Origin of the sequence: Pseudolysinimonas kribbensis (genome assembly GCF_030161895.1) — a bacterium.
GTDB classification, from domain to species: Bacteria; Actinomycetota; Actinomycetes; order Actinomycetales; family Microbacteriaceae; genus Pseudolysinimonas; species Pseudolysinimonas kribbensis.
In genome coordinates, this window is sequence record NZ_BSVB01000001.1 from 1,449,023 (window position 1) to 1,460,574 (window position 11,552).

The following is an 11,552-nucleotide window of genomic DNA, read 5'->3' on the forward strand; positions in this document are numbered from 1 at the left end:
CTAGCGGATGCGGCCACCTGCCTTCGGGGTGCCCCCGCACCGGCCAGGAAGGGCCCGCTCCGATGACCCCCAGCACTCCGACGCGTCGAGCGCGACGCTCGCGTCGGCGACGCCCGGGGAACCCGCCGGTGATCACGCGTTCGACATCCGCGAGTTCGCCCGCACGGCACGGGGCAATCTGCGCGACCAGCTCGACCTGAGCGGGATCGCCCCGGGCAACCTGCCGGTCGAGGTGCTGCGCCTCGTGCGCACGCTGCGCGACCTCGAGCGCGCCACCATGCAGCGCATGCGCAACGTGCTCGTGACGGCCACCCACAAGGACGCGCGGGTCACCGCCTTCCTCACCACGTGGGCGTTCGAGAAGTTCTGGATCGCCGACGCGCTCGACGCCGTGCTCGACGCCGCCGGCGAGGAGCGCGCGTCGACCGAGTTCACGGCCGCGCCGCGTCGGTCGCTGCGCGAGCGCATCGAGCGGCGCGGCCCGGTCCGGCGCGCCCTCGCCGCGAACATGGCCGGCCCGGCCCTCGTCGACGCGCACATCACGACGCAGCTGGTCGACGAGTGGATCGGCCAGACCGCCTATCGCAAGCTCGGCGAGCTCGCCTCGACGCTCGGCTCCGTGGTCGAGCTGGTGCTCGACGTCAAGTCCCGCCACATCCGCTTCTTCACGGAGGAGGCGCAGCGTCGGCTCACCGACTCGCGCCGCGGACGCCGCCTGACCCGCAAGGAGCTGCGCCGGATGGCATGGCCGGTCGGCGCGACCGAACTCCCGTCCGACGAGCGCGCGGCCTTCGAGGCGACCGTGTTCGGCGGCGCCTCGGGGCCGACCGAGCGGGGCCGGATCGCCTCGCTCATCGCCTCCCTCCCCGGTATGCAGTCCGTCGCCCCGATGGTCGCCACCAGGCTTGCTCCGTGACGCCGAAGCGCGCCGCGACCGACCTCGGCCGTGCGCACGTCTTCCTGACGGGCGGCACGGGTTTTGTGGGACAGGCGATCCTCGAGCGGCTGCTGGCCGACCATCCGGAGACGACGATCTCGCTCCTCGTGCGCGGCAAGGGCTCGGCCGGCGGCGCGGACCGCCTCCGCACCCTGCTGCGCAAACCGGTCTTCAAGGCATGGCGCGAGAAGGTGGGCGACGCCGTCGTCGAGAAGGCGGTCGCCGAGCGCATCCGGATCGTCGACGGGTCGCTGTCGCGCGTGCCGGAGCTGCCGAAGGACCTCGACGTCGTCATCCACTCCGCGGCGTCGGTCTCGTTCGACCCGCCCATCGACCAGGCGTTCGACACCAACGTCGGCGGCGCGATGAACCTCTATGAGGCGCTGCTCGCGACGGGCGGCGACCCGCACGTCGTGCACGTCTCCACCTGCTACGTCGGCGGCCTGCGCCGGGGCGTCCAGCAGGAGGCCAGCCTCGTGCACAACGTCGACTGGCGCGCCGAGTACGCCGCCGCGCGCTCCGCACGCGAGGAGATCGAGCTGGTCTCGCGCCGCCCCGAGACGCTGCGCCGGTTCATGGACGCCGCGCGGGAGCAGCACGGCAAGCAGGGCCCGCAGGCGGTGGCGAAGGCGACCGAGGCGGCGCGTATCGAGTGGGTAGAAGCCGAGCTGGTGGATGCCGGCCGTGCCCGCGCCCAGAGCCTCGGCTGGACCGACGTGTACACCCTCACGAAGGCGAGCGCAGAGCGCGCCGCGGAGGAGCTGTGGGCCCAGAACGGGCACCGCCTCTCGATCGTGCGTCCCACGATCATCGAGTCCGCGCTGCACCATCCGTTCCCCGGCTGGATCGACGGCTTCAAGGTCGCCGACCCGCTGATCATCGCCTACGGCCGCGGGCAGCTGCCCGAGTTCCCGGGCCTGCCCGACTCGATCCTCGACCTGATCCCGGTCGACCTCGTCGTCAACACGGTGCTCGCCGCCGCGGCCAACCCCGAGAAGCCGCGCGAGCCGCAGTACTTCCACGTGAGCTCGGGCGCCTCCAACCCGTTGCCGTTCCACCGCATGTTCGACAACGTCAATCGCTACTTCCTCGAGCATCCGATGCCCAAGCCCGGCGAGCCGGGCGAGATCCGGGTGCCGACGTGGAAGTTCCCCGGCGGGCGCAAGGTCGAGCGCGGGCTGGTGCGCAAGGAGAAGGCGGCCGCGCGCGGCGCCGCGGTGCTGCGGCTGCTGCCGAAGACGCCGGCCGTGCGCCGCAACCTCGCCAAGCTCGAGACCGGCGTGCACGACCTCGGCACGCTGCGCAACTTCACGCAGCTGTACCGCGCCTACGTGCAGACGGAGATCATCTTCGACGACACGAACACGCGGGCGCTGAACGACGCGATCCCGAAGACCAAGCGCGCCGACCGCGGCATCGACGTGCCGGGCATCGACTGGGAGGACTACCTCCAGAACGTGCACTTCCCGGCGATCACCGGCATGACGCGGGCGTACTCCAAGCGCGCCTCGGCGGCGTCCGCCGCGGCGACGCCGAAGAAGCGCCCGGCGCTGTCCGAGCGCAAGGACGTCGTCGCCGTCTTCGACCTCGAGGGCACCGTCGTCGACTCGACGATCGTGCACCAGTACCTCTGGGTGCGATCCGCGGGCTTCCGCAAGGCCGCCTGGCCGGCCGAGTTCGCGCGGCTCGTCGCCGCCGCCCCCGGCTACCTCCGCACCGATCGCCGCGACCGGGGCGAGTTCATCCGCGCCTTCCTCCGCCGCTATCAGGGGATGCCGGTCTCCCGCCTCGAGCGGATCGTGCAGGGCGGCTACGGCGACACGCTCCTGCGCCACACGAGCCCGGACGCGATCGCCGCGATCAAGGCGCATCGCGAGGCGGGGCATCGCACGGTGCTCGTCACGGGCTCGATCGGCACGCTCGTGCTGCCGCTCGCCGGCCTGTTCGATGAGGTGGTCGCGAGCGACATGCACTCGCGCGACGGCGTGCTCACCGGGTTCCTCGACCGTCCGCCGCTCGTGGCGGAGGCCCGCGCGGCGTGGCTGCAGCGCTACGCGGAGCAGAACGGGCTCGACCTCGCGGAGTCGTACGGCTACGGGGACTCGCACGCCGATCTCGGCTGGCTGGAGCTGCTCGGGCACCCGCACGCCGTCAATCCGGACACCCAGCTGCTGCGCGAGGCGCAGCGGCGGCACTGGCGCATCGACAGCTGGAAACGCAGCGCTCGTTCACCCAAGCGTGATGAGATAGCGGCACCGGCCCGGTAGGAAGGACGAGGCGATGGCCTTCGACATCGACAAATACACGACGAACTCCAAGTCCGTCGCGTGGGACGACCTCGACTTCGACGCGTTCGACACTGACCCGCTGCCGCCCGAGACGCTGCGCACGCTGCGCTACATGGCCGACGTCGAGTACCACACCGTCTGCTACCTCCGGGATCTGCTGACCACCCCGTCGCACAAGGAGCCGGAGATCGGCGCCTTCATGACGATGTGGAACCGCGAGGAGTTCTGGCACGGCGAGGCGCTCGCGACGGTGCTCGGCAAGCACGGGATCACGCTCGACTTCGACGAGCTCAAGGCCAACCGCGTGAAGCTGGGCTGGAAGGACCGCCTCGATCCGATCAAGCAGTCGCTCATGGGCGGCCTGGTCGGGCACGACTTCGTCGCGGTGCACATGTCGTGGGGCGCCGTCAACGAGTGGTCGGCCAACGCCGCGTACCTCCGGCTGGCCAAGCAGCAGAACCACCCGGTGCTCGGGGAGCTGCTGAAGCGGATCGCCGCGCAGGAGACCAAGCACGTCGCGTTCTACGCGTCGCAGGCCCGCGCCCGCCTGGCGGACAGCAAGAAGGCGCAGGTCATCACCCGGTTCGCGCTGCGCAAGTTCTGGCGGCCGGTCGGCTCCGGCATCAGCCCGGACTCCGAGGTGGAGCACGTCATGGGCGCGCTGTTCGCGGGATCCGAAGGCCGCAAGCTCATCCAGGACGTCGACTCGCACATCGCGAAGCTCCCCGGCATGGAGGGCCTGCGGATCGTCGAGAACTCGCTCGAGCGCTTCAACATCTCCGCCGAGGACGAGGTGCCGTCCGGCGAGCTCGTCGCCGCCTGACCCTTTTCGTTTTCAGGAGCCTGCGTGACGGACTGGAAGGCGAGCCTCGGGACCTTCGGCGTCTGGGAGAGCGGGCGCACCTTCGACCCCGCGATCGCGCCCGAGCTGGAACGGCTGGGGTATCCGGCGCTGTGGCTCGGCAGCCAACCCGGCGACCTCGAGGTCGTGGAGCAGATCCTCGACGCCACGACGCGGCTGGTCGTCGCGACCGGCATCGTCTCGATTCTCACCACGCAGCCGCGGACGCTCGCCGAGTCGTATCAGCGGGTCGTCGAGGCGCATCCCGGTCGGCTCCTTCTCGGGATCGGGGTGGGGCATCCGGAGCGGGTCCCCGCGACGCAGTGGCGGCCGTACACGGCGTTGAACGAATTCCTCGACGGGCTGGATGCCGGCGGCGTGCCGGTCGGTGAGCGCGCCCTCGCCGCGCTGGGGCCACGGGTGCTGCGCCTCAGCGCCGAGCGGTCGGCCGGTGCCCACCCCTACCTCGTGACGCCGGAGCACACGCGCGAGGCGCGCGGCATCCTGGGCGCCGGGCCACTGCTCGCCCCTGAGCAGCGGGTCGTGCTGCGCACCGACCCCGCCGAGGCGCGCGCGATCGGCCGGCCCTCGGTCGTGTCGCCCTACCTCGGGCTGCGCAACTACCGCGAGAGCCTGCAGCGCCTCGGCTACACCGACGACGACCTGGCCGGCGAGGGCAGCGATCGGCTCATCGACGATCTCGTGGTGTCGGGCGACCCGGCGTCGATCGTGGCGGGACTGCGACGGCACCTGGATGCCGGGGCCGATCACGTCGCCGTGCACGTGATCCCGGGGCCGGGCGACGATCCCGTCGAGAGCTACGCGGCGATCGCGCAGGCCGCCGGGCTGCGCTGAGGCCGTCGCCGTCGTCCGGACGCGGTCGTCGCTCTATGCTCCGGCGCGCGGGAGCGAGATGCGGAAGACCGCGCCGCCCGGCGTGGAGTGCGCCGTGATCGTGCCCCCGAGGCGCTCGACGAGACGCGCCGCGATCGAGAGGCCGAGGCCCGTGCCGACGGGGCGGACGTCGCGGTACCGGTCGCGGAGCCGCCCGCGCTCGAAGGCCTGCGCGGCGTCGTCGGGCGTGAGCCCCGGGCCGCCGTCGGCGACCTCGACGATCGCCGCGCCGTCCTCGGCGCGACCGGCGCGCACGACGATGCGCGACCCGGCCGGACTCACCCGCAACGCGTTCTCGAGCAGGCCGTCGACGACCTGGCGCACCCGCGCGGCGTCGGTGCGGGCGACGACGGGGCCGACCGCATCCACCTCGATCTCGACACCGCCGACGCTCGCCGTCGCCAGCCAGGCGACCTCGGCCTCGCGCAGCACGGCGCCGAGCTCCACGTCGGCCTCCTGCAGCGGGAAGTCGTCGGCCTCGAGCCGCGCGAGGGCGAGCAGGTCGTCGGTGAAGGCGGTGAGCCGGGTCGACTCGGCCTCGAGCGTGCGACCCACCTCGGGCAGCTGCTCCAGCGGCACGACACCGTCACGGAGCGCCTCCGCGTACCCCCGGATCGCCGTCAGCGGCGTGCGCAGCTCGTGGGAGATCGACAGCAGGAACTCCCGCTGCCGCCCCTCGGATCGCGCGAGCGCCCGATCCAGCGACCCCAGCGCCGCCTCGACATCGGCGACCTCGTCGATCCCGCTCGGCTCGAGCGCGACGTCGCGCTCGCCGTCGGCGAGACGCCGTGCGGCGCCGGCGAGCCGCACGAGCGGACGCGAGAGGGCCCGCGCGACGACGAGCGCCGCCACGAGCGCGACGACGATGCCGATCGCGAGGGCGATCGCGAGCCGGGTGAGGACCGCGGGGGTGAGAGTCCTGGCCGTGGACGCATCCTGAGCTCCGACCACTCCGCCGCCGCCGCCGGCGACGGGCCGTGCCTCGACGAGGTAGCTGCGACCATCGCGGCGCACCGTCGTCGACACCGGGCGACCGGCGCGCAGCTCGAGCCGGACGCGCGGCACGGCCTCGGCCGAGGCCGACCCGGCGACGGCACCCCGTGGCGTCACGAGCGCGACGAGCACGCCCTGATCGCCGAGCTGGGAGAGGCCGTCGACGACCGCCTGACGCGCCGCGGGCGTGGCGCTCGCGAGCCGCTGCACCTGCGCGGCCAGGGCATCCCGGCCCGCCGAGTTGTCGACGCCGCGCACCAGGGTCAGGGCGGCGATCGTCGTCACGACCACGGCGACCAAGGCCGCCACGAGGGTGGCGACGAGTACGCGCCGCCGGATCGGGCCCCTCACCCCGCCGCCTCGAGCGCGTAGCCGACGCCGCGCACCGTGCGGATCGGATCGGGGTCGCCGAGCTTCGCACGCAGCTGCGCGACGTGCACGTCGACCGTGCGGGTGCCGCTGTAGTCGGCGATGCCCCAGACCGCCGAGAGCAGCTGCTCGCGCGTGAACACCTGGCCGGGACGCGAGAGCAGATGCGCGAGCAGGTCGAACTCGGTGGTGGTGAGCGCGACCTCCGCGCCACCCACCCGCACCCGGCGCTCGCCCTCGTCGAGCTCGATGCGGCCGGCGCGGCGCACGGATCCGGCGGCCGGTCCCGACGAACGGCGCACCAGTGCCTTGACCCGGGCCACGAGCTCGCGGGGCGAGAACGGCTTGGTCACGTAGTCGTCGGCCCCGAGTTCCAGCCCGAGCACCCGATCGATCTCGCTGTCGTGCGCGGTGACGAACACGACGGGCACCCAGTCGCCGTCGGCGCGCAGCCGGCGCACGACCTCCGTGCCGTCGAGACCCGGCAGGCCGATGTCGACGATGACCGCGACGGGCGACAGGCGCCGGATGTCGTTCAGGCCCGCCTGCCCGTCCGCGGCGACGTGCACGCCGAACCCCGCCTGCTGCAGGTAGAGACGCTCCATCTCCGCGATCGCGCGCTCGTCCTCGAGCACGACGACGAGCCCGCGGTCGTTCACCCGCTCACCGTACCGAGCGGTGCTCCCCGCGATCGTGAACGGAAGGTTCGGGGAGCGTAAGGGGTGAGAGGGGCGCGGGGCTCAGGCGCCCTTCTCGGCCCCGTCGTCGGCGTGCGCGCCGTCGTGGTGCCGCTCCTCGACCGCCTCGTCGCGGTCGACCTCGCGGGTCGTCTCGCGATCCGAGGTGCCCTGCCCGGTCAGGCTGTTCTCGATGTCGTCCGACTGGCCGGAGTTCACCGAGTCCCAGGTCTGCGCCGAGTCCGACTGATTGCCACTTGCATTGCTCGCCATGCGCCCAGTCTGCCGTGACCGGAGGGCCGCGGGCGCCGGTGCCCCGCCGACACCCAGGCGGTCAGCGCTCGGCGTCGAGCCAGACGGACGGTTCGGGGAGCAACGCGGCGGCGCGCTCCCAGAACTCGTCGGGGATCGGCGCGGCGATCGCGGTGAGCATCGCGTCGAAGCGCGCGGGATTCGTGGAACCGACCAGCGTCGCGTCGATGCGGGGGTCGCGCAGTGACGCGACGACGGCGGCGGTCGGAAGGTCGACTCCCGATTCGTCGGCGAGGTCATGCAGCCGCTGGGCGGCCTCGCGGACCTCGGGGCGGGCCGGACGGTAGCCGTATCGCTCCCCGCCCCGGGACTCCAGCATCCCGCTACCGAGGATCCCGGCGTTCATGACGCCGATCCCCGCCTCGTGCGCGCGCTGCACGAGGGCGTCGGCTCCCCGGTCGAGGAGCGTGAGGCGCGAGTGGGTGAGGACGACCTCGAAGACGCCCAGGTCGAGCAGGCGCTCGATGGTCGGGGTGTGCCCCGCGCCGATGCCGAGGTGCTCGATGACGCCCTCGTCGCGCAGGGCGACCAGCGCCTCGATCGCGCCCCCGGAAGGTCGAATCCGGCCTCGGGATGGTACTCGGGGTCGTGCAGGTGCACGAGCGGGAAGGTCTCCAGACCCAGGCGGTCCTGACTCTCGTGGATCGAGTCGCGGATGCGCGCACCCGAGTAGTCGCCGCCGCGCGCGTCGACCTTGGTCGCGATGAGGTAACCGTCGGGCAGCCCGCCGTGCTGGGCGATCCCGGCGCCGATGCGCTTTTCGCTCGCGCCGTCCGAGTAGCCGTTGGAGGTGTCGATGACCCGGATCGGGCTGTCGAGCAGGTGGCGCACGAGGCCGATGGCCTGCCTCGCGTCCGGCATCCCGCCGAGCGGTCCCCCGCCCGCCCCGATCGCCGACACGGTCAACCCGGTCGTGCCGAGCGGGCGCAGCCACTCGGGCGATCCGGGAACGGGCACGGCAGCGGTCATGATGCCCAGACTAGGCATCGGGCTCGGGTCAGGCGCCCGCCGGCACGTGGGGGCTGTACGGAACGCGCAGGGTGTCGGCGAAGCGCTCGAACAGTGCCGGGTCGCCCTCGAGCCGGACGACGCCCGTACTGACGGCCGTCTGCGCATCCAGCTCCCCGGCCAGCACGTCACGGATCTGCGGCCCGGCGACGATGATGAGGTCCGGGTTCTCGGCGGCGCCCGGGCCGACCGTGATGACGCCCGCGCGCATCACGAGGTGCGCGACGATCTCGCCGACCTGCACGGTGTAGGTCGTGTTCCAGCTCTTCGGCACGACCCCGTCGCCGGCCGCCACCTTCAATGCGGAGACGATGGATGCCGTGGTGACGATCTCGCCCTCGCGCGGCGTGCGCATGCCGCCGGCGCCCCAGCGCGAGAGCGCGTCGAGCGCCGGACCGAGCTCCTCCCCCGCGGAGTGAGGCCGTAGACCACCGATCGATCGCCGCCGGCGGGCGCGGCACGCATGACGAGGCCCGCCTCCTCGAGCTCCTTCAGCCGCGAGGCGAGCGTGTTGGTCGGGATGCCGGGCAATCCCCCGACGAGGTCGGAGTATCGGCGGGGTCCCACGCTCAGGTCGCGCAGGATCAGCAGGGTCCAGCGCTGACCGACGATCTCGGCCGCGCGGGCGAGCCCGCAGAACTGCCCGTACTCCTGGTTCGTCATGACATCGAGGCTACCACTTGACTTCACTTAATGCAGTGTGCTTTATTTTTTGCAGCAATCGAGCTGAGGAGCCTCACATGACCGACACCTTCGCCCGCGACGAGGTCGCCCTCGCGCCCGCCTCCCCTTCCGCCGTCACCCCCGACGCGGCGGTGGCCCGCCGCAACCGCACCGCCCTCGCGCTGCTGCTCGCCGCCGTCTTCGTGGTCTTCCTGAACGAGACGATGATGGCCGTCGCGCTGCCGCGCATCCAGGAGTCGCTGCACATCGATGCGACGAAGGGTCAGTGGCTGACGACCGCGTTCGCGCTCACGATGGCCGTCGTCATTCCGATCACCGGATGGCTGATGCAGCGCCTGAACACCCGCACGGTCTTCACCGTCGCGATGTCGAGCTTCGTGACCGGCACGATCGTCGCGGCTCTGTCACCGGTCTTCGAGATCCTGGTGGCCGGCCGCGTCATCCAGGCGGTGGGCACGGCGATCATGATGCCGCTCATGATGACCACGGTCATGACGATCGTGCCGGCACAGGAGCGCGGCCGGGTGATGGGGCGCGTCTCGATCGTCATGTCGGTCGCGCCCGCGGTCGGGCCGATCGTCTCGGGCGCGCTCATCCAGGTGCTGCCGTGGCAGGGGTTGTTCTGGGTCATGCTGCCCATCGCGCTCACGATGCTCCTCATCGGCGTGCGCCGCGTGCCGAACGTCTCGGAGACCCGCCGCGTACCCCTCGACACGGCCTCGGTGATCCTGTCGGCCCTCGCCTTCTCCGCGCTGGTCTTCGGCCTCAGCCAGATCGGTGCGGGCGCGGTCGGCGAGGCCGCGGTGCCGCCGTGGATCCCGATCGTGGCCGGCCTGCTGACCCTCGGCGCCTTCGGGTGGCGGCAGGTCGTGCTGCAGCGCACCGATTCCGCGCTGCTCGACCTGCGGACCTTCCTCTCCCGCGACTTCGCGGTCTCGGTCGCCATGATGACGGCCGCGATGGTCGCGCTGTTCGGCGCGTTCATCGTGCTGCCGCAGTTCGCGCGCTACACCCTCGGGCTCGAGCCCATCTGGGTCGGCGCCCTGCTGCTGCCGGGTGGGCTGCTGATGGGACTCGCAGGACCGACGGTGGGCCGGCTGTACGACCGCTTCGGCCCGCGTCGCCTGGTCATCCCGGGATCCATCGGCCTCGCCGTGTCGCTCTGGACGCTGGCGCTGGGGCTCGGCGAGGGCTCCTCGTGGATCGTGCTGCTGGGCGCCCACATCGTGCTGATGCTGTCGCTCGCGTTCCTGTTCACGCCGGCGTTCAGCGCCTCGCTCGGCTCGCTGCCCCCGCAGCTCTACTCGCAGGGCAGCGCCACGATCGCGACACTGCAGCAGGTGGCCGGCGCGGCCGGGACGGCGATCTTCGTCGCCCTGTACGCGACCGGGATCACGGCCACCGGCACGGCGGACCCCGACCTCCCGTCGGCCGCGGCCGCCGCCGATGGCGCGCACCTGGCGTTCCTCGCCGGCGGCATCCTGTCGTTCGCGGTCATCGCGCTTGCACTGTTCGTGCGCAGGCCCGCTGCGACGACCCACCCGGAGCACTGACGCCGGGCGCCTCCGTCAGACCGCCGCGGCGTCGGCGGCCAGGCGCAGTGCGCCGTCGACCGGGGGCGCCTCGAGCAGCTGCAGTCCGAGCGGGCGCGGGAGGACGGCGAGGCGCGCGGCGAGGGCCGCCCGCAGCCGAGGCTGCGACGAGACGACCCCGCCCGCGGCGACGACCTTCTCGCCGAGGGCGCCGCGGCGCTGCACCGACGCGATCTCGGCGACCAGGCGATCCGCGGCATCCTCGATCGTCTCCAGCGCGACGGCCGATCCGGCATCCGCCGCCGAGAAGACGACGGGTGCGGCGTCGCCCCAGCGGTCCTGCGAGGCGTCGACCGTCGTCGAGGTCGCGAGGTCGTGCACCGCCACCCCGAACGCGTCCGCGAGCAGCGGGATGATCGCGTCCTCGATGCCGTCGTCGACCAGCGGCAGCACGCGCACGAGCGCTTCGCGCACGAGACCGGGCGCGCTGCCCCAGTCGCCGAGCATCCACCCGTGGCCGCCCGCTCCGATCTGCCGCCCATCGGCATCGCGCCCCGACACGATCGAACCCGTGCCCACGACGAGGGCGATCGCCGGCTCCGGGCCGGCCGCGGGCACGATGAGCTCGCCGTCGTTCTCGACGCGCACCCGGATGCCGAGGCCGCCCGACAGCACGTCCCGCGCGAGCGCGAGCTGCTGCTCCGTGTCACCGTCGTGCAGGCCGACCGCCACGGACGTGCCCGGTCCTACGACGGCGTGGGTGGCGATCCACTCGGCGAGCCGGGGCAGGTTGCCGTCGTCGGAGAACAGCATGTCGTGTCGCCAGTCGGCCGATGGCCGGATGACGTCGCGGCGCGCGCCATCGGGTCCGATCGCCGCGAGATGCGTCTTGGTGCCGCCGACGTCGATGCCGACGAGACGATCGAGGCGGGAGACGTTGTTCACGAAGGACATTCTGTCGGCGCGCCGGAGGGGATCCGAATCCGGCCGCACCGAGCGGACCGAGAAACAGGACGA

General features: G+C 72.6%; 12 protein-coding genes and 1 pseudogene. 5 read left to right on the plus strand and 8 right to left on the minus strand.

Annotated features, from left to right (window positions below; translation table 11 throughout):
• The first annotated feature begins 7 nt into the window (after positions 1–7).
• From QQK35_RS08095 to QQK35_RS08110, 4 genes are read left to right on the plus strand one after another with little or no spacing between them, the layout of a single operon-like run.
• Positions 8–916, plus strand: a complete 909-nt coding sequence (locus QQK35_RS08095; RefSeq protein ID WP_284253721.1) for a hypothetical protein — start codon at positions 8–10, stop codon at positions 914–916.
• Positions 913–3,204: an SDR family oxidoreductase gene (locus QQK35_RS08100; protein ID WP_284253722.1), complete on the plus strand. Its 2,292-nt coding sequence runs from the start codon at positions 913–915 to the stop codon at positions 3,202–3,204. Before QQK35_RS08095 ends, QQK35_RS08100 begins: the two co-directional genes overlap by 4 nt.
• Positions 3,205–3,217: 13 nt before the next feature.
• Complete coding sequence (locus QQK35_RS08105) at positions 3,218–4,048, plus strand: ferritin-like domain-containing protein (protein WP_284253723.1); 831 nt, start codon at positions 3,218–3,220, stop codon at positions 4,046–4,048.
• 24 nt (positions 4,049–4,072) lie between these two features.
• Positions 4,073–4,921: an LLM class F420-dependent oxidoreductase gene (locus QQK35_RS08110; RefSeq protein ID WP_284253724.1), complete on the plus strand. Its 849-nt coding sequence runs from the start codon at positions 4,073–4,075 to the stop codon at positions 4,919–4,921.
• A gap of 33 nt (positions 4,922–4,954) precedes the next feature.
• On the opposite strand, the gene QQK35_RS08115 is transcribed toward QQK35_RS08110, so the two are convergent.
• From QQK35_RS08115 to QQK35_RS08145, 7 genes and pseudogenes are all read right to left on the minus strand, one after another.
• On the minus strand, positions 4,955–6,304 hold the full coding sequence (locus QQK35_RS08115; protein ID WP_284253725.1) for a sensor histidine kinase: 1,350 nt from the start codon (positions 6,302–6,304) through the stop codon (positions 4,955–4,957).
• A complete protein-coding gene (locus QQK35_RS08120; RefSeq protein WP_284253726.1) occupies positions 6,301–6,981 on the minus strand; it encodes a response regulator transcription factor in 681 nt (226 codons plus the stop codon). Before QQK35_RS08120 ends, QQK35_RS08115 begins: the two co-directional genes overlap by 4 nt.
• Positions 6,982–7,062: 81 nt before the next feature.
• Complete coding sequence (locus QQK35_RS08125; RefSeq protein WP_284253727.1) at positions 7,063–7,272, minus strand: hypothetical protein; 210 nt, start codon at positions 7,270–7,272, stop codon at positions 7,063–7,065.
• A 61-nt stretch (positions 7,273–7,333) separates the two neighbouring features.
• A complete protein-coding gene (locus QQK35_RS08130; RefSeq protein WP_284255648.1) occupies positions 7,334–7,873 on the minus strand; it encodes an aldo/keto reductase in 540 nt (179 codons plus the stop codon).
• A 74-nt stretch (positions 7,874–7,947) separates the two neighbouring features.
• Positions 7,948–8,427 (minus strand): annotated as a pseudogene (locus QQK35_RS19730) (aldo/keto reductase); the annotation flags it as partial.
• Positions 8,309–8,614 carry an SCP2 sterol-binding domain-containing protein gene (locus tag QQK35_RS08140; RefSeq protein ID WP_284253728.1) on the minus strand — a complete coding sequence of 102 codons (306 nt, stop codon included), beginning with the start codon at positions 8,612–8,614 and terminating at the stop codon, positions 8,309–8,311. The gene QQK35_RS08140 and the pseudogene QQK35_RS19730, both read right to left, overlap by 119 nt.
• Before the next feature lie 2 nt (positions 8,615–8,616).
• Entirely contained in the window at positions 8,617–8,982 is a 366-nt protein-coding gene (locus tag QQK35_RS08145; protein WP_284253729.1) for a winged helix-turn-helix transcriptional regulator, read from the minus strand.
• A 77-nt stretch (positions 8,983–9,059) separates the two neighbouring features.
• On the opposite strand from QQK35_RS08145, the gene QQK35_RS08150 reads away from it, so the two are divergent.
• Positions 9,060–10,556: a DHA2 family efflux MFS transporter permease subunit gene (locus QQK35_RS08150; RefSeq protein WP_284253730.1), complete on the plus strand. Its 1,497-nt coding sequence runs from the start codon at positions 9,060–9,062 to the stop codon at positions 10,554–10,556.
• Between the two features lie 15 nt (positions 10,557–10,571).
• Here the strand turns inward: QQK35_RS08150 and QQK35_RS08155 are convergent, their stop codons facing one another.
• Entirely contained in the window at positions 10,572–11,480 is a 909-nt protein-coding gene (locus QQK35_RS08155; RefSeq protein WP_284253731.1) for a BadF/BadG/BcrA/BcrD ATPase family protein, read from the minus strand.
• Positions 11,481–11,552: the final 72 nt, after the last annotated feature.

Coding starts and splice junctions, on each gene's coding strand:
- QQK35_RS08095 (WP_284253721.1), top strand. CDS start 8: ATGCGGCCACCTGCCTTCGGGGTGCCCCCGCACCGGCCAGGAAGGGCC.
- QQK35_RS08105 (WP_284253723.1), top strand. CDS start 3,218: ATGGCCTTCGACATCGACAAATACACGACGAACTCCAAGTCCGTCGCG.
- QQK35_RS08125 (WP_284253727.1), bottom strand. CDS start 7,272: ATGGCGAGCAATGCAAGTGGCAATCAGTCGGACTCGGCGCAGACCTGG.
- QQK35_RS08145 (WP_284253729.1), bottom strand. CDS start 8,982: ATGACGAACCAGGAGTACGGGCAGTTCTGCGGGCTCGCCCGCGCGGCC.
- QQK35_RS08150 (WP_284253730.1), top strand. CDS start 9,060: ATGACCGACACCTTCGCCCGCGACGAGGTCGCCCTCGCGCCCGCCTCC.